The sequence below is a fragment of the Streptacidiphilus sp. MAP5-3 genome, assembly GCF_041262505.1.
GTDB lineage: Bacteria > Actinomycetota > Actinomycetes > Streptomycetales > Streptomycetaceae > Streptacidiphilus.
In genome coordinates this window covers 139,080-165,067 of record NZ_JBGCCL010000004.1, presented here as the reverse complement: position 1 = coordinate 165,067, position 25,988 = coordinate 139,080, and the positions used below count along the sequence as shown (strand labels likewise).

The 25,988-nt window shown below is 72.1% G+C and carries 20 protein-coding genes; 12 read left to right on the top strand and 8 right to left on the bottom strand.

Annotation, left to right across the window (positions count from 1 at the left end):
• Positions 1 to 61: 61 nt before the first annotated feature.
• Positions 62 to 1,705 carry an MFS transporter gene (locus tag ABH928_RS09280; RefSeq protein ID WP_370064097.1) on the top strand — a complete coding sequence of 548 codons (1,644 nt, stop codon included), beginning with the start codon at positions 62 to 64 and terminating at the stop codon, positions 1,703 to 1,705.
• Positions 1,706 to 1,811: 106 nt separating this feature from the next.
• On the opposite strand, the gene ABH928_RS09275 is transcribed toward ABH928_RS09280, so the two are convergent.
• Complete coding sequence (locus ABH928_RS09275) at positions 1,812 to 1,967, bottom strand: hypothetical protein (protein ID WP_370064095.1); 156 nt, start codon at positions 1,965 to 1,967, stop codon at positions 1,812 to 1,814.
• 176 nt (positions 1,968 to 2,143) lie between these two features.
• A complete protein-coding gene (icmF, locus tag ABH928_RS09270) occupies positions 2,144 to 5,374 on the bottom strand; it encodes a fused isobutyryl-CoA mutase/GTPase IcmF (RefSeq protein WP_370064093.1) in 3,231 nt (1,076 codons plus the stop codon).
• Between the two features lie 352 nt (positions 5,375 to 5,726).
• Here icmF and ABH928_RS09265 point away from each other — a divergent pair, with 352 nt between their 5' ends.
• Positions 5,727 to 7,961, top strand: a complete 2,235-nt coding sequence (locus ABH928_RS09265; protein ID WP_370064091.1) for an MMPL family transporter — start codon at positions 5,727 to 5,729, stop codon at positions 7,959 to 7,961.
• 52 nt (positions 7,962 to 8,013) lie between these two features.
• Here the strand turns inward: ABH928_RS09265 and ABH928_RS09260 are convergent, their stop codons facing one another.
• Both ABH928_RS09260 and ABH928_RS09255 read right to left on the bottom strand, forming a co-directional pair.
• The gene (locus ABH928_RS09260; protein WP_370064089.1) at positions 8,014 to 8,625 is read right to left on the bottom strand and encodes a dihydrofolate reductase family protein; all 612 of its coding nucleotides are present in this window, start codon (positions 8,623 to 8,625) and stop codon (positions 8,014 to 8,016) included.
• Positions 8,622 to 9,194 carry a TetR/AcrR family transcriptional regulator gene (locus tag ABH928_RS09255; RefSeq protein ID WP_370064087.1) on the bottom strand — a complete coding sequence of 191 codons (573 nt, stop codon included), beginning with the start codon at positions 9,192 to 9,194 and terminating at the stop codon, positions 8,622 to 8,624. The genes ABH928_RS09260 and ABH928_RS09255 overlap by 4 nt, the downstream gene beginning before the upstream one ends.
• A 126-nt stretch (positions 9,195 to 9,320) precedes the next feature.
• On the opposite strand from ABH928_RS09255, the gene ABH928_RS09250 reads away from it, so the two are divergent.
• The 3 genes from ABH928_RS09250 (at position 9,321) to hrpB (ending at position 13,474) form a co-directional block, all read left to right on the top strand.
• Positions 9,321 to 9,497: a hypothetical protein gene (locus tag ABH928_RS09250; protein ID WP_370064085.1), complete on the top strand. Its 177-nt coding sequence runs from the start codon at positions 9,321 to 9,323 to the stop codon at positions 9,495 to 9,497.
• Positions 9,498 to 9,514: 17 nt separating this feature from the next.
• Positions 9,515 to 10,690, top strand: a complete 1,176-nt coding sequence (locus ABH928_RS09245; protein WP_370064083.1) for a hypothetical protein — start codon at positions 9,515 to 9,517, stop codon at positions 10,688 to 10,690.
• Between the two features lie 108 nt (positions 10,691 to 10,798).
• Positions 10,799 to 13,474, top strand: coding sequence for an ATP-dependent helicase HrpB (gene hrpB / locus ABH928_RS09240; RefSeq protein ID WP_370064081.1), 2,676 nt, complete (start codon positions 10,799 to 10,801; stop codon positions 13,472 to 13,474).
• A gap of 9 nt (positions 13,475 to 13,483) precedes the next feature.
• Here hrpB and ABH928_RS09235 read toward each other — a convergent pair whose 3' ends face one another.
• Entirely contained in the window at positions 13,484 to 14,272 is a 789-nt protein-coding gene (locus tag ABH928_RS09235) for a class I SAM-dependent methyltransferase (RefSeq protein ID WP_370064079.1), read from the bottom strand.
• Positions 14,273 to 14,675: 403 nt separating this feature from the next.
• Between ABH928_RS09235 and ABH928_RS09230 the strand changes: the two genes are divergently transcribed.
• The 4 genes from ABH928_RS09230 (at position 14,676) to ABH928_RS09215 (ending at position 16,796) form a co-directional block, all read left to right on the top strand.
• Positions 14,676 to 15,209 carry a DUF6879 family protein gene (locus tag ABH928_RS09230; RefSeq protein WP_370064077.1) on the top strand — a complete coding sequence of 178 codons (534 nt, stop codon included), beginning with the start codon at positions 14,676 to 14,678 and terminating at the stop codon, positions 15,207 to 15,209.
• A gap of 2 nt (positions 15,210 to 15,211) precedes the next feature.
• Positions 15,212 to 16,057 carry a helix-turn-helix domain-containing protein gene (locus ABH928_RS09225; protein ID WP_370064425.1) on the top strand — a complete coding sequence of 282 codons (846 nt, stop codon included), beginning with the start codon at positions 15,212 to 15,214 and terminating at the stop codon, positions 16,055 to 16,057.
• Positions 16,058 to 16,356: 299 nt separating this feature from the next.
• Complete coding sequence (locus tag ABH928_RS09220; RefSeq protein ID WP_370064075.1) at positions 16,357 to 16,545, top strand: hypothetical protein; 189 nt, start codon at positions 16,357 to 16,359, stop codon at positions 16,543 to 16,545.
• Positions 16,542 to 16,796, top strand: coding sequence for a hypothetical protein (locus ABH928_RS09215; RefSeq protein WP_370064073.1), 255 nt, complete (start codon positions 16,542 to 16,544; stop codon positions 16,794 to 16,796). Before ABH928_RS09220 ends, ABH928_RS09215 begins: the two co-directional genes overlap by 4 nt.
• Positions 16,797 to 16,816: 20 nt before the next feature.
• On the opposite strand, the gene ABH928_RS09210 is transcribed toward ABH928_RS09215, so the two are convergent.
• Positions 16,817 to 17,347, bottom strand: coding sequence for a hypothetical protein (locus tag ABH928_RS09210; RefSeq protein ID WP_370064071.1), 531 nt, complete (start codon positions 17,345 to 17,347; stop codon positions 16,817 to 16,819).
• Positions 17,348 to 17,431: 84 nt separating this feature from the next.
• Entirely contained in the window at positions 17,432 to 20,434 is a 3,003-nt protein-coding gene (locus tag ABH928_RS09205) for an AAA family ATPase (RefSeq protein WP_370064423.1), read from the bottom strand.
• 267 nt (positions 20,435 to 20,701) lie between these two features.
• Between ABH928_RS09205 and ABH928_RS09200 the strand changes: the two genes are divergently transcribed.
• From ABH928_RS09200 to ABH928_RS09190, 3 genes are all read left to right on the top strand, one after another.
• Complete coding sequence (locus ABH928_RS09200; RefSeq protein ID WP_370064069.1) at positions 20,702 to 21,349, top strand: DNA-binding response regulator; 648 nt, start codon at positions 20,702 to 20,704, stop codon at positions 21,347 to 21,349.
• Between the two features lie 208 nt (positions 21,350 to 21,557).
• On the top strand, positions 21,558 to 22,289 hold the full coding sequence (locus ABH928_RS09195) for a DUF4255 domain-containing protein (RefSeq protein ID WP_370064068.1): 732 nt from the start codon (positions 21,558 to 21,560) through the stop codon (positions 22,287 to 22,289).
• Positions 22,286 to 24,388, top strand: a complete 2,103-nt coding sequence (locus ABH928_RS09190) for an ATP-binding protein (protein ID WP_370064066.1) — start codon at positions 22,286 to 22,288, stop codon at positions 24,386 to 24,388. Before ABH928_RS09195 ends, ABH928_RS09190 begins: the two co-directional genes overlap by 4 nt.
• An 81-nt stretch (positions 24,389 to 24,469) precedes the next feature.
• Here the strand turns inward: ABH928_RS09190 and ABH928_RS09185 are convergent, their stop codons facing one another.
• A complete protein-coding gene (locus ABH928_RS09185; RefSeq protein WP_370064064.1) occupies positions 24,470 to 25,891 on the bottom strand; it encodes a ricin-type beta-trefoil lectin domain protein in 1,422 nt (473 codons plus the stop codon).
• Positions 25,892 to 25,988: the final 97 nt, after the last annotated feature.

Here is a 25,988-nt window from a genome sequence, read left to right as displayed (position 1 = left end):
CCGATCGGCGGGAGAATCGACCGGTGCCGGACCGGTGCCGGACCAGTCCGAGAGGGAACCCATGGGGAAGCAGGCGGAGCAGGGCTACGGGCAGTCGTCCTGGGCGCCGATGGCGGTGCCGGCGTTCCGCCTGCTGTGGCTGGCCCAGATGGTGTCGAACATCGGCACCTGGATGCAGACCGTGGGGGCCCAGTGGATGCTGGTGCACCAGCACAACGCGGCGCTGCTCACCTCGGCGGTGCAGGCGGCCAGCCTGCTGCCCGTGCTGTTCGTCTCCTTGCCGGCGGGCGTGCTCGCGGACCTGCTGGACCGCCGGCACATTCTGCTGGGGCTGTCGACGGCGATGGCGGTGCTCGCCGGGGTGCTCGCCGGGCTGACGGGGGCGGGGCTGGCCACGCCCACGGTCCTGTTGCTGCTCACGTTCCTCATGGGCTGCGGTCAGGCGATGACGAACCCCGCCTGGCAGGCGATCCAGCCGGAGCTGGTCCCGCGCGATCTGATCCCGCAGGCCGCGTCCCTCAACAGCCTCAACGTCAACGTCGCCCGAGCCGTCGGCCCGGCGCTGGCGGGCCTGCTCGTCGCGGTCTCCGGCCCGGCGGTGGTGTTCACGGTGAACGCCGTCAGTTTTGTCGTCGTCGCGCTGGCGGTCTATGCCTGGCACCGTCCGGCGCAGGGTCTGCGCGGCAGTGAGGCGCCGGTTCCCGCTCTCCACGCGGGCGTTCGCTATGTGCGGCACGCGCCGGGCGTGCGGCGGATCCTGGTGCGTTCCGCGTTGTTCGTGCTCCCCGCCTCGGCGCTGTGGGCGCTGCTGCCGGTGACGGCGGGTCGGAGCCTGCACCTGGGGTCAGGAGGGTACGGGCTGCTGCTCGGGGCGCTGGGCGTCGGGGCGATCGTCGGCGCCCTGACGATCAAGCGGCTACGGGCGGCCGTGTCGGACAACGTCCTGCTCGCGCTGGGCGGCGTCATGTTCGCCGGCGGCACCGTCGCCGCCGCCACCCTGCACAGCCTGCCCGCCCTGGCGCTCGTTCTGCTGCCCACGGGTGCGGCCTGGCTGGTCAACCTGTCGACCTTCAACACCGAACTGCAGCTCCGGCTGCCCGGATGGGTCCGGGCCCGCGGGCTCGCCGTCTACCTCATCGTCTTCATGGGAGGACAGGGCATCGGCTCGCTGGTCTGGGGCGCGGTGGCCGGCGCCGCCGGACTCACCCAGGCGCTGCTCGCCGCCGCCGGGTTGCTGGTGGCGACCACCGTCACGCTGCTGTGGTGGCCGGTCATCCACACCGCGGTCCCGCTCGACCGCTCGGTCGTGTCCACCTGGCCGGAGCCGGCACTGCTTCTCGACGCCGTGCCGGAGGACACGCCGGTGCTCGTTCTGCTGGACTACACCGTCGCCCCCGAGGACGCCGACGCCTTCGTCGCCGGGATGCGCCCGGTGGAGCAGTCCCGCAGGCGTACCGGCGCGGTGAGTTGGGACCTGTACCGCGACAGCGCAGCACCCGAGCGCTTCACCGAGGCCTTCCAGGTCGCCTCCTGGTCCGAGCACCTGCTGCAGCACGACGGCCGGACCACCGGATACGACGAGCGTCTCCTGCAGGACGTGCGCTCCCTCGCCCAGGGCCCGCCGACGGTCCGTCACCTGCTGCCCTCCGCCAGCCGTCCCGCAACCGAGGGCGCGGTCGAGAGTGAAGGCGGCACTGATCAGTGAGGCGCTGATCAGTGAGAGGTGGGTGACCGTCAGCGCGCGTAGCCGGACGGGGTACGGAAATGGGCCGTCACCGTGGAGCGGTGGCGGCCCATTTTCGGACGGACGGTCATGCCTGCAGGCTGGTCAGGGCCTGATGTGCACGCCGGGCGGCGCGCTCGGCACGGTTGTTGAGCCGGGCGGCGCGGGTCAGGCGGTAGGCCTTCGCCGTACGCAGACGCTCGTCGATGGTCGCCCGTGTCGCGGCTTCGAGCTGGAAGGTCATGGTGTTCTCCCCCTTGCGGAGGGGCGATCCGCCGGCATCCGGTTGATGCCAGCCCGACGGCCCCGTATGGCTACGATTGTAGCACCAAATCGGGGACCATGCCTTTATTTTGAATGCCTGTAGGAAGCATCTCCCTGTCGATCGAAGACTCTCGGCTCGTCCGACCCGTCATCCCGTCAGACGTTGCGGCGGTACTGGCCGCCGACCTCGAAGAACGCCTCGGTGATCTGCTGCAGGGAGCAGACGCGGGCGGCGTCCATCAGCACGGCGAAGACGTTGTCGCCGTTCACCGCCGCGTCCCGCAGGGCGGCCAGGGCGGCGTGGGCCTCGTCGTGGTGGCCGGCCTGGAAGTCGCGCACGCGCTGGAGTTGCGAGCGCTTCTCGTCCTCGGTGGCCCGGGCCAGCTCGATCGGGCCGGGCGTCGCCGTGTCGGCGTGCGGGTTGCGGAAGGTGTTGACGCCGATGATCGGCAGGGTGCCGTCGTGCTTGCGCTGCTCGTACAGCATCGACTCGTCCTGGATGCGGCCGCGCTGGTAGCCCGTCTCCATGGCGCCGAGGACACCGCCGCGCTCGCTGATCCGCTCGAACTCCTGGAGCACCGCCTCCTCGACCAGGTCGGTGAGTTCGTCGATGACGAACGAGCCCTGGAGCGGGTTCTCGTTCATCGCCAGGCCCCACTCCCGGTTGATGATCAGCTGGATGGCGAGGGCCCGGCGCACGGACTCCTCGGTGGGGGTGGTGACTGCCTCGTCGTAGGCGTTGGTGTGCAGGCTGTTGCAGTTGTCGTAGATGGCGATCAGCGCCTGCAGCGTGGTGCGGATGTCGTTGAAGTCCATCTCCTGCGCGTGCAGCGAGCGCCCGGAGGTCTGCACGTGGTACTTCAGCTTCTGGGAGCGCTCGTTGGCGCCGTACTTCTTCTTCATCGTGACGGCCCAGACGCGGCGGGCGACCCGGCCGAGCACCGAGTACTCGGGGTCCATGCCGTTGGAGAAGAAGAACGACAGGTTGGGGGCGAAGTCGTCGATCTGCATGCCGCGCGCCAGGTACGCCTCGACGTAGGTGAAGCCGTTGGCGAGGGTGAAGGCGAGCTGGCTGATCGGGTTCGCGCCCGCTTCGGCGATGTGGTAGCCGGAGATGGAGACCGAGTAGAAGTTCCGCACCTTCTGGGCGATGAACCACTCCTGGATGTCGGCCATCATCCGCAGCGAGAACTCGGTGGAGAACAGGCAGGTGTTCTGCCCCTGGTCCTCCTTGAGGATGTCGGCCTGCACGGTGCCGCGGACGTTGGCCAGCGCGTGGGCGCGCAGCTCGTCCGTCTCCGCGGGGGAGGGATCGCGACCCTCGTCGGCGCGGAACCGCTCGATCTGCTGGTCGATGGCGGTGTTGAGGAAGAACGCCAGCACGGTGGGCGCGGGGCCGTTGATCGTCATCGAGACCGAGGTCGTGGGCGCGATCAGGTCGAGGCCGTCGTAGAGCACCTTCATGTCGTCGAGGGTGGCGACCGAGACGCCGGAGGTGCCGACCTTGCCGTAGACGTCGGGGCGCTCGTCGGGGTCGCGGCCGTACAGCGTCACGGAGTCGAACGCGGTGGAGAGCCGGGTGGCCGGCTGGCCCTCCGAGAGCAGCTTGAACCGTCGGTTGGTGCGCTGCGGGTCGCCCTCGCCCGCGAACATGCGGGCGGGGTCCTCGCCGTCCCGCTTGAAGGGGAAGACCCCTGCGGTGAACGGGAAGTAGCCCGGCAGGTTCTCCCGGCGCCAGAACCGCACCAGCTCCTGGTGGTCGGTGAACCGGGGCAGCGCCACGCGGGGGATCCGGTTGCCCGACAGGGACTCGCGGGTCAGCGCGGTGCGGATCTCCTTGTCGCGGACCTTCACGACCTGCTCGGTGCCGGAATAAGACTCCACCACCGCGGGCCAGCCCTTGATCTGCTCGGCCAGGTCGTAGGGGAGCTGCCGGCAGGCCTCGGTGAGCAGCTCGGTCACGCTCGCGGCGTCGAGCCCCGCCGCGACCAGCTCGGCCCTGACGGCGTCCAGGTACTGCACCCGCCGTGCGGCGGTGGCGAGTTGCTCGGTCTCGGCGTGGTAGCCGCGGACCGTCTCGACGATCTCGGCGAGGTAGCGCACCCGGTCGGCGGGCACGACCTGCCGGATGCCGGAGGAGTGGCGTACGTCGACCGACGGCAGCGTGCCCTCGGAGAGCTGGAGGCCCTTGTCGGTCAGCAGGGCCGAAAGGTGCTGGTGCAGCGCGGTGACCCCGTCGTCGTTGAACGTCGCCGCCGAGGTGCCGAACACCGGCATGTCGTCCGGCCTCTTGTCGAACGCCTGGCGGTTGCGCACCAGTTGGCGGCTCACGTCGCGCAGCGCGTCCTTGGCCCCGCGTCGCTCGAACTTGTTGATCGTCACCACGTCGGCGAAGTCGAGCATGTCGATCTTCTCCAGCTGCGAGGCGGCGCCGAACTCCGGCGTCATCACGTACAGGGAGGCGTCGACGAACGGCACGATGGCCGCGTCGCCCTGGCCGATGCCCGGCGTCTCCACGATCACCAGGTCGAACCCGGCGGCCTTGACCACGTCGATCACGTCGGTGAGGTGCTCGGGCACCTCGTGGCTGCCGCGGGTGGCCAGGCTTCGGAAGAACACCCGGTTGCCGTCGAGGGAGTTCATCCGGATGCGGTCGCCGAGCAGGGCTCCGCCGCCGCGCCGACGGGTCGGGTCGACCGCGATCACCGCAATGCGCAGCTTGTCCTGCTGGTCCACCCGGAACCTGCGCACCAGTTCGTCGGTGAGCGAGGACTTGCCGGAGCCACCGGTGCCGGTGATGCCCAGGACGGGCACCGCTCGCGCCGCGGCGGCGGCTCGCACCTGCTCCAGGAACTCCGGTGACAGCCTGCCGAGTTCCGCTCCGGTGATGGCGCGTGCGACCGCGGACCGGTCGCCGGTCAGCACGGCGGCCACCTCGGCGCTCCGGTTCTCCCAGAGGTCGAAGTCGCAGTCCTTGATCACCGAGTTGATCATCCCGACGAGGCCCATTCGCTGGCCGTCCTCGGGGGAGAAGATGGTCACACCGCTGCTGCGCAGTCGGGTGATCTCCTCGGGGACGATCACGCCGCCCCCACCGCCCACCACGCGGATGTGCTCCCCGCCGCGCTCGCGCAGCGACTGGACCAGGTACTCGAAGTACTCGACGTGCCCGCCCTGGTACGACGAGACCGCCACGCCCTGGACGTCCTCCTCGATCGCCGCGTTCACGACCTCCTGCACCGACCGGTTGTGCCCGAGGTGGATCACCTCGGCGCCCTGCGACTGGAAGATCCGTCGCATGACGTTGATCGACGCGTCGTGGCCGTCGAACAGCGCCGAAGCGGTGACCAGGCGGACGGGGCTCTGGGGTACGTGCAGATCACTCATGGTGGCCTTCCAGGACAGGTCGAAGCAGCGCCGACGATACAGATACTAGGACGTCCTAGTAAATGGTGGGACGTGCGGGTGCCGACCTCCGCGTTCGTGCAGGTCAGGAACCCTTGCAGGGCTGGGGGAAGCCCTTGATCCGCTGCGCGCATGCGGACGGGCTTGCCGTGCTGGTGTCGCACCCGGGGCCCGGAACATTTCTCCAAGACGCCGGGCGGCCGCACCTGTGACCTTGTGGGCGTGTTCCTGCGACGTCCGGTAGGCACCGGGTTGGCAGGCGCTTCGACCGGCCGGAGACCTGGGCGGTCGTGCCCCGGAGCACGAGGAATCGAACCGAAGGGGGAGGAGACTCATGTCAGCTCTCGCACGCTGGTGCTATCAGCACCGCTTCGTCGTGATCACTGCCTGGGTGGGGCTGCTCATCGGCCTGGCGGTGATGTCGCAGGCGGTGAAGACGACGTACGACAACTCGCTCACGCTGCCGGGAACCGACTCGGCCGGCGCCCAGGCGCTGCTGCTGCGGTCGGCGCCGGCCCAGGCGGGCGACTCCGACCAGATCGTCTGGCAGGTGACCCACGGCAGCGTCACCGAGCCGGCCGTCGAGCAGCGGATGTCGGCGATGCTGACACAGGTGTCGCACCTGCCCGAGGTGGCCTCGGTCACCAGCCCCTACCTGCCGGGCAGCAGAGTCCAGGTGAGCTCGGACGGGCGCACCGCGTACGCCGTCGTGAACTTCACCAAGGTGGCGGACAACCTGGACACCGCCGACGTCAACCAGGTGATCGCGACGGCGACGTCCGCCCGCGAGCCGGGCATGGCGGTCGAGCTCGGCGGCAAGGCGATCTCCAGCGCCGAGCAGCCCCCGGCGTCGAACGCGTCGCTGATCGGCCTCGTCGCGGCTGCCGTCATCCTGCTCCTCGCGTTCGGATCGCTGCTGGCGATGGCGCTGCCCCTGGTGACCGCGGTGGCCGGAGTGGGCAGCGGCCTGTTGCTCCTGGCCCCGCTCAGCCATCTGATGTCCGTGAACGGCGTCGCGCCGATCCTCGGCGCGCTGATCGGTCTCGGTGTCGGGGTCGACTACGCCCTGTTCATCGTGACCAGGCACCGCCGCGGTCTGCAGTCCGGCCTGGACCCGCAGCGGTCGGCCGTGCAGGCGCTCAACTCCTCGGGCCGCGCGGTCCTTTTCGCCGGCGGCACGGTGTGCATCGCCCTGCTCGGACTCCTCGCCATCGGGCTGCCGTTCATCGACGGGCTGGCCGTCCCCGCGGCGATCACCGTGGTGTGCACGGTGGTTGCGGCCGTCACGCTGCTGCCCGCGCTGTTCGGGGTGCTCGGCCCCCGCGTGCTGAGCCGCAGGCAACGCCGCCGACTGGAGGCAGGCGGTGGCAGTGGCAGCGGCAGCGGCGGTGACGGTGGCAGCGGCGGTGACGGTGGCATGTGGGCACGGTGGTCACGCACCGTGCCGCGATTCGCGGCCGTGCTCGCCGCGTTGGGGCTCGCGGTCATGGTCGTGGTGTCCGTACCCGTGCTGCACCTTCGGCTGGGCTTCGCCGATGCGTCCAACGACCCGACGTCCAGCCACACGTACCAGTCCTACGAGATGCTCGCCGAGGGGTTCGGGCCGGGCTTCAACGGCCCGTTGCTGCTGGTCGCCCAGACGCAGTCCGCAGCCGACCGCGCCGCACTCGACCGGCTCGACCGGGCGCTCACCGCGGTGCCCGGGGTGGCCGCGACGGAGACCGCGCCCGCGCAGGCCCTGTCGGGTGCCGCGCCGACGATCGTGGTGACCCAGGTCCTCCCCGCCACGTCGCCCGAAAGCCCGGCGACCGCCGGCCTGATCAGCCGACTGCGCGACACTGTGGTGCCGCGCTATACCGAGGGCACCACGCTGCAGGTGCACGTGGGCGGCCTGACGACCACCATGGACGACTTCGCGGCGACGACGAGCGCCAAGCTGCCCTGGCTTCTCGCCACCATCGTGGGCTTCAGCTTCCTGCTGCTCGTGTTCGCCTTCCGCAGCCTGCTCATCCCCGCGATCACGGCGGTGCTGAACCTGCTGGCTGCGGCGGCGGCGTTCGGCGTGCTCACCGCGTTCTTCCAGTGGGGCTGGGGAACCAGCGCGTTCGGCCTCGGTGCGCCCAGCCCGATCGAGGGCTATCTGCCCGAGCTGGTGCTGGCGGTCCTCTTCGGGTTGTCCATGGACTACCAGGTGTTCCTGGTCAGCAGAATGGCCGAGGAGTGGTCGCGCACCCGCGACAACACCCGGTCGGTGCTCACCGGCCTGACCGACACCGCACGGGTGATCACCGCAGCTGCAGCGATCATGATCGCCGTGTTCACCGCGTTCGTGTTCCTGGGCCAGCGCGACATCGCCGAGTTCGGCATCGGACTGGCCGCCGCCGTGGCGCTGGACGCCTTCGTCCTGCGGACGGTGCTCGTACCGGCGGTGATGTACCTGTGCGGCAAGGCCAACTGGTGGCTGCCCCGCCGGCTGGACCGCCGCCTGCCACACCTGATCATCGAGCCGCCCGCGGAGGAGCAGCCCGCCCACGTGCCCGAGACGGCGGCCGTCGCCCCCAACGGCTGACTCCCGCGCCGCTCCTGGCGCCGTCTCGCGCGCCGCCACGACTGTCGGGGCGTCAGCGCCGGACGGTGTAGTGGCTGCTGGTCATGCCGGAGTCCGTGGTGAGGGTCCCGGTGTGGGTGAGCCGGATGTCGTGGGTGAGGGCGCCGAAGAGCGGGAGGCCGCCGCCCAGCAGGACGGGGGCGTGGGCGAGGGTGATCTCGTCGACGAGGTCGCGTTCGAGGAAGCTCTGGATGACCTTGCCGCCGTCGATGTAGACGCCGCGCGAGTCGCGCTCGGCGAGCAGTCGCAGCGTCGCGTCGATGTCGCGCGTCACGGTGATTCGCTCGTCCGCCCCGGCTGGGAGGGTGGTGCTGAGGACGATGACCGGTTTCGCGTAGGGCCAGCTGTCGAAGGTCAGGATCTTCTCGTAGGTGCCGCGGCCCATCACGAGGTGGTCGACAGTGGCCATGAGCTGTTCGTAGTCCGGGGGCGGGTTCGGTCCGTCGTGGCCGGGTGCGTGGTCGGGGTTCTGTGGAGGGTCGGTGAGCCAGGCGATGTCGCCGTCGGCGCGTGCGATGAAGCCGTCGAGACTGGCGGCGATGAACACGTGTCCTCGCCAGTTGCGTCCCACGCTCATGTCCTGCCTCGTGTCCGGGCTCGTGTCCACGGTGGCGTCCAGGCTCATGTCCAGCTCTCCAGAAGTGAGTTGAGCAGTTTCTGCGGGGCTGCGTCCGGCGTCGCGGACGAGCGTGCCGAGGCGGCGGCGCGGAGGTAGAAGCCGTTGACCAGGTCCAGCAGGAGTGCGGCGGCCGTTCGGGGGTCAGGGGACCGGGTGAGGTGGCCGTCGTCGTGCGCGCCGCTCACCAGCGCGGTCAGATAAGCGATCTGACGGTCCCAACCCTCGCTGAGCAGTTGGCTGAGCTCGTCGTCCTTGAGGTCTTCGAGCAGCATCGCCACGCCGGCGACGCGGTGCGACCGGTCCTGCGGCGGCCGGGCCACCTCGTCGACCCAGGATCGGAGCTCGCCGAGGCGGTCCTGGGGGGTGTGCGGCGCCTCCGGGACGGCTGCGCTCCACCTCCTGCTGAGCGCGACCAGCACGCCGTGCCAGGAGCCGAACCGCTTGACCAGGGTGGCCGGGTGCACCCCGGCCGCGCGGGCGGCCTCGGCCATCGTCCAGGAGCCGGAGGCGTCGGCCAGGCTCGCGCCGATGCGGTCCAGCAGGTCGTCGTCCGAGTGCTCACGGGGGCGCGCCATGGCATTAGTAAATCGCAGTTGCCTAACGCTGCCAAGCGTCCTGCCCGGTCGCAGCGGCGGGGAGGGCGTCGTAGCGTAAAGGGATCGACTCAGCATGATTCGGTATCCCTGGAGGGGAGGAGAGTCATGAGCAAGAACACGGCGGTGAAGGGACACCACGGCCTCGGCGCGCGCGGGCAGGGCAAGCTGCTGTATTTCCACACGCAGTTGGCCCACGCGATCCGCCAGTCCAAGGAACAGCTCGACCGGAAGCGGCAGCGACCGCACGAGTTCCGCCAGTCCGACGGCCACTGGGCCCCTTGACGAGCGATGTGGTGCACATGCCCGAGGTGACTCCCGAAGCGCTGGCCGCATTGCGCAGCCCGCGGCCCTACCCGGCGATCACGCTGGTCCTGCCCAGCGACCCGAAGGCCCCGTCGGACGACCACACCCGGATTCTGCTGCGCGACGTGCTCACCGAGGCGAAGCGCAGGCTTGCCGACGACCCGGACGTGGATCGTGACGACCGGCTGGAGCTGACCCGTCACAAGCTGGATCCCGACGTGATCGAGGTCGCGCGTGACTCCGACCGGTCCGGCGACGCCATGGTGGCCTATGTCGCCGCGGGCGAACCCGTTCAGGTGTGGCACTTCACCTCACCGTGGGCGGTGGTTCCGCGCGTGGAGTTCGGCACGACGTTCCTCACCCGGTATCTCGTGGCGGCGGAGCAGGGCGCGCGCCCGTACCTGGTGCTGGTCCTCGACCAGAAGCTGTGCCGGCTGTTCCGCGGGGCGTGGCGGGAACTGACGGAGGTCACCGAGCACGGCTTCCCGGACAGCCCGCAGATCCCCTCGCCCGAGGACGCGATCCCCGGCCCGATCCCGCACTCGGCGCCGTACGAGGATCACGAGGCGTACCTCAAGCAGTACCTCCGGGCCGTCAACTCCCGTCTGGGAGACGCCGTGAAGGAGGAGGGCAGGCCGCCGCTCTTCCTGGTCGGCAGCCCCAAGATGCTCACGATGTTCCGGCAGGAGACGGACCTGGCAGACCTCATCGCCGGGACTCTCCCGCTGACCGGTATGGAGACCGTTCCGGCGCGGGAACTGGTGAAGCGGTTGACACCGGTCCTCGACGAGTTCGACGCCCAGCAGGTCACCGGGGCGCTGGCAGCCCTGGACACGGCACGCTCACAGGGCAGGTTTGCGGGCGGCCCGGTGGAGGTGTGGACGGCCGTCGCGGACAAGCGGGTGAGGCTGCTCGTCGTGGACGAGGGCCGAGTGATCGCCGGGCGCATCTCGAACGACCGTCGCGAGCTGGAGCTCGAGCCCGTGCCGGAACCGGTCACCCTGCCGAACCCGAAACGGGACATCGGACCGGCCCCGCACTCGCTGGGCGTGGCTACCGACATCGTCGAGCAGCTGGTCGAGAACACGATCCGCGCCGACGGCGACGTCCTGTTCGTGCCCGACGGCACGCTGGCCGACACGGACGGTGTCGCGGCGGTCCTGCGCTTCTGAGGGATGCCGCTTCTGAGGGACGCCGCTTCTGAGGGACGCCGCTTCGAGGGCGCTGCTTCTGGGGGACGGCGTGCTCCTGCGCGCCCCCGGATCGGGGAGACTGCGGGGGTGAACCTCGCCGACCTTGACCTCCCCGTACGCAGTGCCGTCCCCGCGCTCCGGCGCGCCCTGGAGTCGCGCGGGGCAGCGGTCCTCGAGGCGCCGCCCGGAACGGGGAAGACGACGCTCGTGCCGCTGGCGCTGGCCGGGCTGCTGGACGAGGCGCGGGACGAAGCGCGGGACGACGCGCCGCCGCGGCGCGTGCTGGTCGCCGAGCCGCGGCGACTGGCGGTGCGGGCCGCCGCACGCCGGATGGCGTGGATGCTGGGTGAACCCGTCGGGGAGCGGGTCGGCTTCACGGTACGCGGCGAGCGGCGGGTCGGCCCCGACACCGTGGTCGAGGTGGTCACCACCGGGGTGCTGCTGCAACGACTCCAGCGCGACCAGGAACTCGCCGGAGTGGACCTCGTCATGCTGGACGAGTGCCATGAGCGGCACCTCGACGCGGACACCGCCTTGGCCTTCCTGCTGGACGTGCGGGCCGCGCTGCGTCCCGAACTGCAGGTGGTCTGCGCCTCGGCGACCTCCGACACCGCCGCGTGGGCCCGGCTGCTCGGCGACGGGGGTAGTGAAGGCGGCGGGGGCAGTGAAGGCGACGGGGACAGTGACGCGGACGGGCCCGCGCCCGTCGTCGAGGCGCACGGGACCCCGCATCCGGTGGACGTGGTCTGGGCGCCGCCGCCCCGTCCGGTCCGGCCGCCGCAGGGCTTGCGCACGGACCCCGCCCTGCTGGAGCACGTCGCGGCGACCGTGCTGCGCGCGCTGCGTGAGCGGGACGGCGACGTGCTCTGCTTCCTGCCTGGCGCGGGCGAGATCGCCAGGGTGGCCGGTCTCCTGAGCGGCCTGCTGAGCGGCGGTCTGCGTGACACTGTGGACGTCCTGCAACTGCACGGTCGGGCCGACCGCGCCGTGCAGGACGCCGCTCTCGCCCCGGGCTCCCGCCGCAGGGTCGTGCTCTCCACGTCCGTCGCCGAGTCCTCGTTGACCGTGCCGGGGGTGCGCAGCGTCGTGGACTGCGGGCTGGCCCGCGAGCCGCGTACCGATCACGCCCGGGGGCTGGCCGGACTGGTGACCGTGCGGTCCTCGCTGGCGACCGGACGGCAGCGCGCCGGTCGCGCGGGCCGGGAAGCGCCCGGCGCCGTCTACCGCTGCTGGGCGGAGGCGGAGGACGCGCTGGCCAGGGCGCTGCCCACGCCCGAGATCATGCAGGCCGACCTCACCTCCTTTGCCTTGCAGGCCAGTTGCTGGGGAGCGCCCGGCGCCCGCGGCCTCGCCCTGCCCGACGCGCCGCCCGCCGGTGCGATGGCGGCCGCGCGTGCCACGCTCACCGCGCTGGGCGCGGTCGACGCCGACGGCCGCGCCACCGGGCGAGGTGTCCGCATCGCCCGCACCGGGCTCCACCCCCGGCTCGGCCGGGCGTTGCTGGACGGCGCGCCGCTGGTCGGTGAGCGCCAGGCGGCCGAGTTGGTGGCGCTGCTCTCCGAGGAGCCGCCGCGGGCGCTGGGCGACGACCTCGCCGCGGTCCGCCGCACGGTGCGCACGGCGAAGGACCCCTACGCGGCGCGCTGGCGTGAGGAGGTCCGACGGCTGCGCCGGCACCCGGACGCCGACGCTGCGGACCGCAGGGATGCGGCGCCGCGGGTCGGCGACGCCGAGGCGGCCGGGTTGATCGCCGGGCTGGCCTTCCCCGAGCGCATCGCCCGGGCGCGCGCCCTGGGGTCCCGGCAGAAGCCCCAGCAGAAGCCCGAACCGGGGGCCGCTGCCGCGTACTTGATGGCCTCGGGCACCGCCGCCTCGACGGGCGCCGGCTCCGCACTGTCCGGTGCGGAGTGGATCGCGGTGGCCGTCGCCGATCGTCCGGCCGGGTCGCCGTCGGCCCGGGTGCAGTTGGCGGCCGTCACGGACGAGGCCACGGCCCGACGTTGCGCGGCACCGCTGCTGACGGACCGTGAGGAAGTCCGCTGGGCGGTGCCGCCGGGATCGAGGCGCGGAGACGTCGCCGCCCGCCGCGTCGAGGCCCTCGGCGCGGTCGAGCTCGCCACCGAGCCGCTGGCCGCACCGGACCGGGCGCTGTTGCGGGCCGCCCTGCTGAAGGGACTCGCCGTCGAGGGTGTCGACGAACTGCTGACCTGGTCGGCGGAGGGCGTCGGCCTGCGGCAGCGCATCGCCTTCCTGCGCCGCGTGATCGGCGACCCCTGGCCGGAGGTCGACGGCCGCGCCCTGCTGGAACGGGCCGAGGACTGGCTGGAGCCCGAACTCTCCCGGGCCCGCCGCCGCGCCGACCTGGAACGCATCCCCACGGCAACGGCGTTGACACGGCTGCTGCCGTGGGCCTCCGGCGAGGCCGGCCGCCTCGACGAGCTGGCTCCCGAGCGGATCACCGTCCCCACCGGCTCCCGGATCCGCGTCGACTACTCCGCCGACCAGCCCGTGCTCGCGGTCAAGCTGCAGGAGCTGTTCGGCTGGCAGGATGCCCCCCGTCTCGCCGACGGGCGCGTCCCGCTGACGATCCATCTGCTCTCCCCGGCGGGCCGCCCGGCCGCCGTCACGGCCGACCTGGCCTCCTTCTGGCGCGACGGCTACCGCGCCGTCCGCGCCGACCTTCGCGGCCGCTACCCTCGCCACCCCTGGCCGGAGGACCCCACCACGGCCGAGCCGACGCGTCGGGCGAACCCGCGTCGGTAGTTCGGTCGGTCAGTCGGCCTGGAGCACGAAGAACAGGAAGCACAGGAAGCGCGGCTTGGCCGCGATGACCTCGGGGAACAGCTCCCGGGCTGCTGCGTCGGGCTCCGGTTCGCTGATGGCCGTGATCCGGAAGCCTGCTGAGGTGAAGGCGTCGGCCATCGCGTGCAGCGGTCGGTGCCAGCGGCTCATCGGGGCCGTCCTTCCGTCCATGGTCCACTCGTCGGTCCAGTAGGTGGTGTCGAAGTACGTGTACTCGGCCGCGCGGCCGGCCTCGCGGTGCATGAGATGGATCGCGAAGGGATGCTCGACGGACACGATCAGCCGACCACCGGGCTTGAGCACGCGCCGCAGCTCGGCCAGCGCGGGCCCCCAGTCCTTCAGGTAGTGCAGCACCAGGGACGCGACGACATCGTCGAACGTGTCGTCGGGGTACGGCAGAGGGCTGCCCAGGTCGGCCACCAGCAGGTCCGCACCGTCGCCGAGCCGACGCCGGGCCAGCTCCACCATCCCGCTACTCGCGTCGAAGCCGCTCACGACGGCGCCACGATCACGCAGCGCCGCGAACAGCGGCCCGGATCCGCAGCCTGCGTCGAGGATCCGCCGCCCGCCGACGTCTCCAGCGAGGTCCAGCATCGCGGGTCGCTCGTAGTGGGCGTTGACGAGGTTGGTCTCGTTCTCGGCCGTGTACGCCTCGGCGAAGGTGTCGTAGTCGTTGACCTTCGGCGGATGCACGGTCACGGCGGACGGCGAGGTGGGCCCGGTGGGGGCCGAACGGCCCTGCAGCGCGTCAGAAGTCATGGTGCGGGAGACGTGTGTCGTACCCGATCGGTTCCTGTCTCGCCACGCGCGCCCTGCTCGCCCTGCCTTCCTTGGGTCCCTACGGCTGCAGATCCGCTGAGCTCACCAGAGCGCTGCTGGTTTGGCTGGTTTCCGCCTGCCTCATGGGACCCGCCAAGCAGGAAACTTCGAGAAATCCCCAACTGCTGGAGGCTGTTGCGGGGCTAAGTTCGTCGGGAGTGACAGCAAGGACGGCAACTGCCCCAGCGTCTACGAGACGGACCGGGGGACCGAGGCCTTCCAGGGCAAGAAGGTCGTGGACGGTGATCGGGCTTGGTATGACGTCCGGTTCCTCGACCCTGATGAGACGCTGGTCGAGATCCCCCGTGAGCTGTGGAAGCACATTCCGAAGGAGTAGCCGCCGGTGCGCATCACGGACGCCTCTTGGCTCGACCTCTTCGACACCTTCGAAGGGACGGCGATGCGGTTGGAAACCCAACCGTCGTACCTCGTCGACGCCGGGCGGGAGGAGTCCGCCCAGTTCCTGGCCACTGGCCGCGTCGAGGACGAGGGGCCGGACCGCCGCTGGCGCCGACAGATGCGCACGGCTCGCGACACGGGTCGCCTGGTTGCCCGGGTTCGACTCATCAGTGAGCCGCCAGGCGACTACCAGCGCTTCCTCATCGCCTGTAACCGGTTCAACGACGAGGACGGTGAGGACATCCGCTACCTCACCTATCGCCGAGCCGAGGAACTGGGCCTGCCCCTGGGTGACTTCTGGCTCTTCGACGAACAGGTGCTCCTCCGGATGGACTTCGACAAGAGCGGTCGGCCGCTCGACAAGGAGCTCGTCGACGCCGACTCGGCGGCCGTAGCGCAGGCCCGCGAGTGGGTCGCTCTCGCGAGGGAGCACGCCATGCCCTATCGCGAGCTGGTGAAGGGGCACTCGGGCAGTTGAATGTGCCACGCGCCGTCCGTGAGGCCCGCGAGGAGCTCGGCCGCCGCCTGCGCGAGCTCCGCGTGGGCGCCGGTCTCACCGGCAAGGACCTGGCGGCCTCGCTGGGCTGGCCACACAGCAAGATCAGCAAGCTGGAGCTCGGCCAACAGGCCGCGACCGTCGGGGACATCCTCGCCTGGTGCGCGGCCTGCTCGCGCGACGACGCCGCCGATGCGCTGTTGGTCCTGCGCCAGGAGATGGACAGCCGCTACAGCGAGTGGCGACGCCAACTCGGCCGCGGTGTACACCTGCGGCAACGCCCTCTGATCGACCTCGACCGCGAGACGCGGGTCTGGCGCATCCTGGAGACCTGCGTGGTCCCGGGCCTGCTCCAGACGCCCGAGTACGCGGCGGCCACGTTCCGTGAAGCCGTGCTGTTGCGCGGGATCCCTGACACGGCCGACGAGGCGGTGGCCTTGCGGATGCAACGTCAGCAGGTGCTCTACGAGCCCGGCAAGCGGTTCCACTTCCTGCTGTGGGAGCCGGTGCTCCACGTCGGCGCGGCAACTGCCAGCGTGATGGTCGACCAGCTTCAACGACTGATCAACCTCCTGCACCTGCCTTCGGCGCGGATCGGGATCATCCCTCAGAACACCCGTCTTCCGCTCACGCCGTCCCACGGCTTCTGGCTCCGCGACAACCAGCTTGTCCTCGTCGAAACCTTCGACGCTGAGCTGCGCCTGGCCCTGCCCGAGGAGATAGCCCTGTACCGCCGCGTCTTCGACCTGCTGGCCCCGGTGGCCCGGTACGACGAGGACGCCCGCAGGCTGATCGAGAGGGGTATCAACGCCTGGCAGACCGAGCACTGAGAAATTCTGAGAAATCTCTTGGGCTGTCAGAGCCCGTCGGGAGCACTCTGTTTGGCGTCGGCAGTCGCGAGACAGAGCGAGGACCTTCCGATGACTCACACCCCTGCCCTGGAGACCAGCGCTCCGCCACCAGGCCCTCTTCCGCGCGGCTACGTGACGCCACCCTGCAGAGTCGGCGCGGACCGCTGGCCCGAGCTGCATCGGCAGTGCCGCGCACCGGGGTACCGGAACTCCACCCTTGGCTGGGTCAGCGTGCCCTGCGGGTGCGAGTGCCATCGGCGGGCCGAGGACGGTGCGCGGTGAAAGCCTCGGTCTTCTACGACGAGCGGTGCGACGTCTTCCGGGCCCGGGATGAGGGCGGGCGGGTCTTCGCTGACGGGGACGGGAACCAGTTGGCGTTCGAAGTCCGCAGTGAGGCCGAGGACATGTTGGAACGCCGGGCCACGCTGTTCTCGATCCCTCCCAGGAAGCTCGGAGCCATCCGATGAGCCCGAGCCGACGGGTCCCCGCCGAGCCGACTGCCGTCGTGCCGCGTCCGGCGTACCCGGAGACCCGACAGCCGTTCACCTGGCCCACCGAGGGCGTCAGGACGTGGCAGGCACCGGAGCGGAGCTACTTCGACGAGTGCACGGCCGGGGGAATGCCCGAGGACCAGCACATCTGCCGGGTCGGCGTGCGGTGGGTCAACGGCCGGACCTACGGCTGCGACTGCCGCTGTCACGATGAGTGCCGGGTGTAGACGAGGTCGTGTGCGGCTTGTCAGTACCGCCGACCCGTTTGGCGGAAACGGCGGTTGCGCGCCGATCGTCGTCGGGCTTCCTCCTTACGCGCCTTCTCGGCTTCCGCACGCTTCGACTCGGCTTCTGCACGCGCCCGTTCGGCTTCCGCACGGGCCTGTCGCAGGGCCCAGACGTCCGGGTCCTCGGGGGCACGCGGGGGCTGGATGGTCCGCTGCGCGTCGGACGGCGGAGCGGGCGACGCGGTCGCGTGCCAGGCGGGGCCGCCGGACTGCGGCGCGTCCTGCTCGGCTCCCGCGTACGGCGCAGGAGGGAGCGGTTGATCCGCACTCCCGGCACGGCCGGCGGAGATCCAGCGGCGCAGCGCGACGCAGGTAACCGGCGGCACGAGGAGCAGCGCGAGCAGCCACAGCATGACGGCCGTGGACGAGGGGGTGCCGTGGGGGCTGGGGCCCGGCAGCAGCGATTCCAGCAGCACCAGCAGCACGGTCAGCGCCAGCCAGGTGGCGACGACCACAATCGCCGCCCGGGCGGCGGCCAGCACACACCCCATAGCTCCCCCTCATGGCAGTACCGGCATCGTACGTCGGCGCGTCAACTGCAGGAATCGGATTGCCGTTCGCGCCGTCGGAGCGCTTCACTGCGCCTCGCCCCGGACCTCCTGCGGGGCCTCGCGGCGGCGTTGGTAGGGGATCTGGGCGCCGGCGGCTGGTCTTGAGCCCTGTTCCTCGCCCGTCCCCGGGCCCGAGGGGTGGACCGCGCGGAGTGCCAGGCGGGAGGGTGGGGCGGAGTCGAGGGCGGACGGGAGTTCGTTGCGGCCGCGGATTGCCAGTTTCCGGTAGGTGCTGGTGAGGTGGGTCTCCACGGTGCGGCGGGCCAGGTGGAGCAGTGCGGAGATCTCCGCGTTGGTGCGGCCGTCGGCGGCGAGGCGGGCGATGCGCAGTTCGCTCTCGGTGAGCGCGTCCACGCCGGTGTGCTGGGTGACCCGGAGGCGGGGACTGCCGGTGCGCAGCGCCTGTTCGGCCTGGCCCAGGAGCCGTGCGGAGCCCAGGCGTTCGGCCACGGTGGCGGCCTCGCGGAGCAGTTCGCGGGCCTGGAGCCGCTGGCCTGCGGCGGTGAGCCGGCGGCCCTGGGTGACCAGCGCCGCCGCCAGTTCGGCGTCCGCGTCGCCGCCGCGCAGCGTCTCCACCGCGCGGGCGGTCAACTCCAGGCCGCGGCGGCCGTTGCTGACCGCGCCCAGCACACGCAGGGCGCGCCCGAGGACGCGCGGGGTGCCCCAGACCACCGCCAGTTGGTACTCCTCCTCGGCGAGCGGCAGCGCGGACTGCGGCGAGCCGAGCGCCAGCAGGCACTCGGCCGCTGCCGAGCGCCACGGCGTCACCACCGGGCTGAGCACGTCCCGGGAGGTCTGCCGTCGGCCGCACTCCAGGAAGTCGTCCACCGCCTCCTGCAACTCGCCCGACGCCGCGTGCACGACGCCCCTGGCGTAGAGGAAGCGGTTGAACTCCCAGGTGTCGTCCGCGACGTGGGAGCTCTCGACGTCGATGCGGGCGGCCAGCCGGGCGGCCTCGGTCACCCGGCCGGTCTCGACGAGCGCGACCAGGGCATGGGCCAGCAGGTTGCTCGGCCGAGCCGACGCGCCCTCACGGTGCTCGAAGCGGCGCTCGAACTCGGCCAGTATCCGGGCATGGTCGCCGCGCGCGGCCATGGTGTCCCAGCGGGTGTTGAGCAGCGCGTGGTGCATCGGGTGGAGCTGGGGCAGCCGGTGCGCCGACAGGCCGTTCCGGACCAGCCGGTCGGCGTCGTCGAGCGCGTCGGCCCACTGCGCCACGGCCGCGGCCGTGCCCAGCAGATACGGCATCAGCAGCGGGTCCTCGTCGGTGGAGAGCAGGGCGCGGACGCGCCGCATCGCCTCGTCGGCCGAGAGCAGCCCAGCGGTCGTCTCGTGGCGGACCAGCAACGCGCGCTCGGCCGGGCCGAACAGCGCCGGGTCCCGGTCGGCGGACTGCTGCAGCTCGTCGTAGAACTCGCGGCGGACCTCCCGGTCGTGGTCCGACAGGAGCGCCGAGGCCAGCCGGACGGTGCGGGCCAGCGCCGGCTGGTCGGTCAGCGAGCCGCCCGCGTCCAGCTCGTGGAGCAGCGCGACGGCGGCCTGGGCCTCGCCGCGCCGGGCCATCGCGAGGCCCAGCGCGACCGTGGCCTGGACCCGCTCCCGGGGTTCCTCGCGCAGCCGCAGCGCCTCGGTGAGCCGGGGTATGCCGGTGCCGCGCAACGAGGCGAGCTCCAGCGAGCCCAGCTCGGTCAACACTTCTGCGCGGCGCGCGCGGGGGACCGGCTCCTCCAGTGCCCGGCGCAGCAGCGCCACCGCGTCGGTGGTCCGGCCCGCGCGGGCGGCTGTGGCCGCAGCGTCCCGCAGGACGTCGACGGCCCAGCCGTCGCCCGTGGCCGGGGTGCGCAGCAGATGCGCGGCCACGGCCTCGGCGGGGTCGCCCCGGCGCTGCCGGTGGGCGGCGGCGTCGCGGTGGGAGGCCTGCCGGTCGGCGCGTCGCCAGCCGTCCAGCACGGCGTCGCGCAGCAGCGGATGGGCGAACCGGACCTGGCCCCGCTCCTCGCGCAGCAGGCCGAGCCGGAGCATGGCCGTCATCCAGCCCGCCACCCGGGACGGGTCGGCCCCGGCGACGGCGGCGACCAGCTCGACGTCGTCCGACGCGCGGTCCGGGCCGGGAGTCTGCGGGCCGGGACCTCCCGGACCGGCGGCTTCCGCCGCCGGGACGACGACGTCGGCCAGCGCACGGGCGACGGAGGCGGTCTCCGGGCCCGCGCTCTCCAGCCACCAGGTGACCGCTGCCGCGAAGGCCCCCGGATAGAGGTCGGCGCAGCTCTGCGGGAAGCCCGCCGGAGCCGAGTGGTCCAAGGCGGCGGCGACCGGCGCGAACGCGACGCCGAGGTCGTCCAGAAGTGCGCGCAGCAGCAGCGGGTTGCCCGCGCTCGCGCGCAGGCAGTCGTCCACCCAGGCGTCGGTGGCGCGCCCGCCGAGACGGGTGCGGACCATCGCCTCGGCGGCCGTGCGGCCGAGCGGGCCGAGGACGTGGCCGCGGACCAGCGTCGGCGAGAGGGCGTGGGCCAGCCCCGGCACGGGCGCGGCGATGTCGTACTGGCCGCGCTCGGTGACCACGATCAGCACCGGCAGCGTGTCCAACTGCCGGGCTGCCTCGGCGAGGAACCGCCGTGAGGCGGCGTCGGCGAGGTGGACGTCGTCGACGGCCAGCAGTAGCGGCGCCTCGGCCGCCCGGCTGCGCAGCAGTTGCCAGAGGCGATCGCCAACTGCTGTGTCATTGAATGAGTTCAACGTTGCGTCAGGGTGGGACTCCGGGGCCAGGAGGTGACGTAGTGCACCGAACTCGGTGCCGGAGCGCTCGGCGGAGCAGCGGGCGCGCAGCACCCGCATCCCCTCCGCGGCACCTTCCGCCGCGACCGCCTCCAGCAGCGCGCTGCGGCCGGTGCCGGTGGCGCCGCGCAGCAGCACCAGCCGACCGGACCCGGAGCGGGCACGCCGTGCCTCCGCGGCCGTCAGCCGCAGGGCGTCGCCCCGTTCGCTCAGGGGTCCGTCACCGGGGTGCTGCCTGCCGGTCGGGGTCATCGGATCCTCCTGGAGCGCCGGGGAGCCGTCCTGGACGTGGTGGTGCCTCTCGTGGGGTTGCTCGTGGTGCCTCTCGTGGCCCGCGTCGTGGCCTCTGCCGTGGTACGTCCCGGGGTGGTCGTCCCCGGCGTGTTCGTGGTTCATCTCGTGGTCGCCCACGATTGCGCAGGTGGGCCGGTTCACCGGACGCTTGCAGTCATCTGGGGCAACTTCGTCATTTCGGTCAGCAGGCCCGGATCGTGAGGATGGTGGGTCATGGTGGTGCGAATGGGTTCCGGATCGACTGACGTCGTCGGCACGATCCCGGTTGCGGTGTATGCGGATGATCCGGTCTCGCTCGCGGGCGTGCGCAGCCAGCTGCGCCAACAGCCGGGCGTCGAGATGGTCGAGACGGTCGCCGGCCGGGCGGGCGCGGTGGCGGTGCTGGTCGCGGAGACGCCGGATGAACCGACGCTCTCCTCGCTGCGGCGGCTGACGCGTGCCGACGGCACCCGTGCCGTCCTGGTGGCCACCACGGTCCGCGAGGCCGAGCTGCTCCAGGTGATCGAGTGCGGGGTCGGCGCCATAGTGTGGCGGCGGGAGGCCACCGGGCACCGGCTCCACCAGGCGGTGACGGCCGCGTCCCGGGGTGAGGGGGACCTTCCGGCGGATCTGCTGGGGCGCCTGATCGCCAAGGTGGGCACCATGCAGCGCGGGACCTCCGGATCCTCCGACACACCCGTGCACGGTCTGGCACCGCGCGAGGTCGATGTCGTCCGGTTGGTCGCCGAGGGATTGGACACCGCGGAAATCGCCAGCAAGCTCTCGTACTCCGAACGAACCGTCAAGAACGTGATGCACGGACTCACGACCCGGCTCCAACTCCGCAACCGTGCTCATGCCGTGGCCTATGCCCTGAGGGAAGGCTACATCTGACGGTTCGGGCACGCGCCGATGGCCTCCAGGGCATCACACAATGCCCCCACAAAGTTCCGGAAACGCCTACCAGGGCACGCCCCGGGAACGGCAGGATGGCCGTCGGGTGCGCCCGCGTCAGGGCGTGGCGACCGGGACGGGCGAGACCGGCACGTCAGACCGGTGCGCGGGACCAACCAGGCGACGAACGGCAAGTGAGGGCGCGGCAGTGATCCACGAGGTGGACGAGGTCCTCAAGCGACTGCTGACCGGAGGTGCCCTGGCGGGCAGCGGCGTCGAGATCGCCTTCGAGGCGCCGACCCGCGACTGGGCGGCCCGGCGCAACGCCCCCACGGTCGACTGTTACCTCTACGACATCCGCGAGGACACCCACCGGCGCGAGCGTGGCCACGTCTCGGTCAGGAACGAACAGGGCGTCACCGTCCGTCGGCGGCAGCCGCCGCGCTGGTTCCGGCTGTCCTACCTGGTCACCGCCTGGACCAAGCAACCGCAGGACGAGCACCGGATGCTCTCCGCGGTGCTGGCCACCCTGCTGCCGCACGAACTGCTGCCGCCCGAGAGGCTGGCCGGTTCGCTCGCGGCGCTCGGGCTGACCGTGCCGCTCTCGGTCGCCGCGCTGCACATGGAGGCCCGTTCCACCGCCGAGATCTGGTCCGCGCTCGGCGGCGAACTCAAGCCCTCCATCGACGTCGTGGTCACCGTCCCGATGCTCTCCTACCCGGAGTACGACGCCGGGCCGCCGGTCACCGAGCTGGGCGTGCGGGTGCGTGGCATCGAGGGCGACCTGGAGGACTCGCCCGACCGCCACTTCCCGGCGCGTCATCTGGCGGGGGCCGGCCACGAGGGCGGCGACCAGGGCGGCAGCGGCCCGGCGGCGGTGCCGGGGCCGCGTACCCGGAAGCCCGGCTCGGGCAGGCCGTCGGGCGCGGTGTCGGAGTGAACCCTTCCGCTCCGCTGCTCGCCCGGCTGGACTGGCTGTGGGAGCGGGTGGCGCGGCTGGTCGCGCTCCGCAGCGCCGACGACCCCACCGCCGACGACCCGCTGCGCGGGCTCTACCTCTCCCCGGACGCGGTCCGCCACTTGCTGCTGCGCGCCGACGCGGCGTCAGCCGGGCCCGTGGCGCTCCCGGATCCGTCCGAGCAACCCGAGGGGCACGACGAGCCCGCCGAGCCCGAGCAGGTCGCGCCACCGGCGGACGGTGACGACCGGTTGCACCTCCTGGCCGTCCGGCTCGGCCTGACCGTGCTCGATGTCCAGCTGCTGCTGGTCGCACTCGCGCCCGACCTGCAGCGCACCTTCGAGCCGCTCTACGGCTACCTCAACGACGACGTCAGCCGCCGCCGCGCCAGCGTCGGCCTCGCGCTGGAACTCTGTGGTCTGCCCGCGCACTCCGCCGAGGGGCGCGCCCGCTTCCACCCCGCGGCGCCGCTGTCCGCCCTTGGCCTGCTGCGCGTGGAGGAGCCCGAACGGCCTTTCCTCAGCCGCTCGTTGTGCGTCCCGGACCGGGTCGTCGCACATCTGCTCGGGGACGACACCCAGGACCCCGCACTCGACGGCCGGGTCCGGCGGCTGACCGCGCCGCTCGTCCGGTTGCAGCACGATGCGCTGACCCAGCGTCTCGGCAAGCGCCTGGCCGCCGGACCGCTGACGGTCCACCTGCGCGAGCGGCGCGAGGGGGACGGGCTCGCCTGCGCCGCCGCCGCGTTGGCTGCCGCCGGCGTGGAGGCGCTGCACTACGTCCCCCGCGTCTCCGCTCCGGTCGCCCCTGCCGGCGACTCCCGCGACCACGAGGCCCGCCACCACGACACCGACCACGAGATCGCCGTGCTGCTCCGCGAGGCCCGGCTGCGCGGCTGCGCTGTCGTGGTGGCCCCGCTGCCCGACCGGCCGGGGCCACTGATACGCGCGCTGGCCGTGTCCGACGTCCCGGTGCTGCTCGCCGGGATCCGGCCCTACGACCCGCAGTGGTGCGACGGCCACCGCGACCCGCTGGTGCTCGACGCACCCCGGCAGCGCTCCGGCGACCTGGACGCGTGGTCCGCCGCGCTCGGTGTCGCCGAGGCGGCAGACGGGGAGCTGGCCGACCTCGCCGACGTGGTCGCCCCCTACCGGCTCGGCGGCGAGCACATCCGCCGCGCCGCCCGTGCCGCGCAGGAGTTGGCCGCCTTCGAGGACGCGCCGCTCTCCGGCGCCCACCTGCGGCTCGCCGCCCGCCAGCAGTCCGCCTCCGGCCTGGAGCAGCACGCCCGCCGCATCCGACCCGCGGTGACCTGGGACGACCTGGTGCTGCCCGAGGCACCCCTGGCCCATCTGCACGAACTCGCCCTGCGCTCCCGGTACCGCGAGCGGGTGCTCGGCGACTGGCGGCTCAGCGCCGGAGGCGGCCGGGGCCGGGGTGTGCTGGCGCTCTTCGCGGGCGAGTCCGGCACCGGCAAGACGCTGTCGGCGGAGGTCGTCGCCGCCGAACTCGGCCTGGACCTCTACGTGGTGCAGCTCTCCTCGGTCGTCGACAAGTACATCGGCGAGACCGAGAAGAACCTGGAACGGATCTTCACCGAGGCCGACCGCACCGACGCCGTGCTGCTCTTCGACGAGGCTGACGCCGTCTTCGGCAAGCGCTCCGAGGTCAAGGACGCCCATGACCGCTATGCCAACCTGGAGAGCGCCTACCTGCTCCAGCGGCTGGAGTCCTTCGACGGCATCGCTCTGCTCACGACGAACCTGCGCGCCAACATCGACGACGCCTTCACCCGGCGCCTCGACCTGGTGGTCGACTTCCCGTTCCCCGACGCCGTGCAGCGGCTGGCGCTGTGGCGGCACAGCCTCGCCTCGGTGCCCTGCGTGCCCGGCATCGACCCGGAGCGCTGCGCCCGCGAGTTCGAGCTGGCCGGAGGATCGATCCGCAGCGCCGTGGTCACCGCCGCCTACGCCGCCGCCGGTCGCGGCGAGGCCGTCAACGACGCCGACCTGTTGGCGGGCGCGCAGCGCGAGTACCGCAAGGCCGGGCGTCTGGTCCTGGACGAGGGCAGCGCCTGGTGACGACAGGGCCTTGACGAGGACAGCGCCTGGTGACGGAGGGATCCGTCACCAGGCGCTGTCCTCGTCCACCGAGCCGACGGCTCAGCCGTTCTGCTGGAACCACTTCTGGTTGGGGGTCCCGGCGCAGGTCCAGAGCTGGAGCCGGGTGCCGTTGCCGGTGCCCTGGTTCACCGCGTCCACGCACTTGCCGGCCATGATGCTCACCAGGTCGCCGCCCTGGGTGGTGTTGAGGGTCCACACCTGGGCCGGGCCGCCGTTGCAGTTGGCCAGCTGGACCGTGGTGCCGTTGGCCGAGTTGGCGTTGGCGACGTCCATGCACAGGCCCAGCGACTGGATGGTTCCCTGGTAGTTCGGCGCTTGGAAGCCGACGAACTTCCACTGCTGCCAGACGGCGTTGCTGCAGTCCCACAGCTCCAGTGGCTCGCCGTCCTTGCCGCCCTCAGCCACGCCGTTGGTGACCGTGATGCAGCGGTTGGAGCCGCGGCCGATCAGCTCGGGCGCGCCGCCGCCGGCCGCCGCCGTCGTCGGCGGCGCCGGGTTGCCACCGCCGCCACCACCGCTGCCGCCGTTCCCGCCTCCACTCCCACCGCCGTTGCCTCCACCGTTGCCGGTCGGGACGACCTGCGCCGGGGTGGTCGGCGCCGGGTTGCCACCGTTCGGCGTGGGCGGCGCGGGCTGCTGCGACTGCGGGGGAGCGATACTCAGGCTGGGCGTGGGCAGTTCACTGGAGGAGGCCTGCGCGACCAGCGGCGTGGCCTCGCTGCTGAACGCCGGCGGGTTGGTCATCCAGAGCGCGACGAAGGCGATGATGAGCCCGATGCTGAGGCTGAGGACGGTGAAGAGCCAGCGCGGCAGGAAGCCGCCCTGGACGTAGGTCCCGTCCACGTTCAGCGGGTTGACGCCCGAGCGGCGCACGACCAGCCGGTACGGCCGGTTCTGCTTGTGCCCGATCCAGATGATCTGACGGGGCTTCAGCCTCGCGTTGAGGAAGGCAGCCCGGCCCGGCTCGATCTGGACGTTGGCCGGGACGACCTCGTAGCCGATCTGGTCGCCGTTGTCGTCGCCCGTCACGGAGGCGGTCAGGGTGGTGTTGCCGAGGTTGTCGACGGCCAGCTTGGGCCGTCCCCGGAAGCGCCCCTTGACGGTGTGCGGGACGAGTTCGGCCCGCACCTCCATGAACGGCGTGACTGTGATGTTGCCCTCGGGGACCGTCGTCGCCTCGGGGTGCTCGGTCGGGGTGACCTGCACGGCGTAGGGGTGCGGCCCGGCGGCGGCGTCGGGGGTGCGGGGTGGTGCGACCGTGAGCTCGACCGTCCCCGTGGTGCCCGGGTAGAGCCGGAGGGTGGGTGGTTCGACGGTGATGTAGGGCGCCAAGTCGCCGACGACGGTGAAGCGGTACTCGTCGACGATGTCGCCGGTGTTGCGGATCCGCAGGCGTACGGTGGCGGTGCTACCCGCGTCGACCGTCGTGGACGCGGGCTCCAGGGAAGTCCATAGGCTCACCTTGGGAGCCTACCGAGGCAGTGGGCGCCGGGTCAGCAAGCCCCGGGGCAGGGTTGGCGCCCCAAAGTGCCTGTCGGGCTGCCCCCTTGGCCGCCTG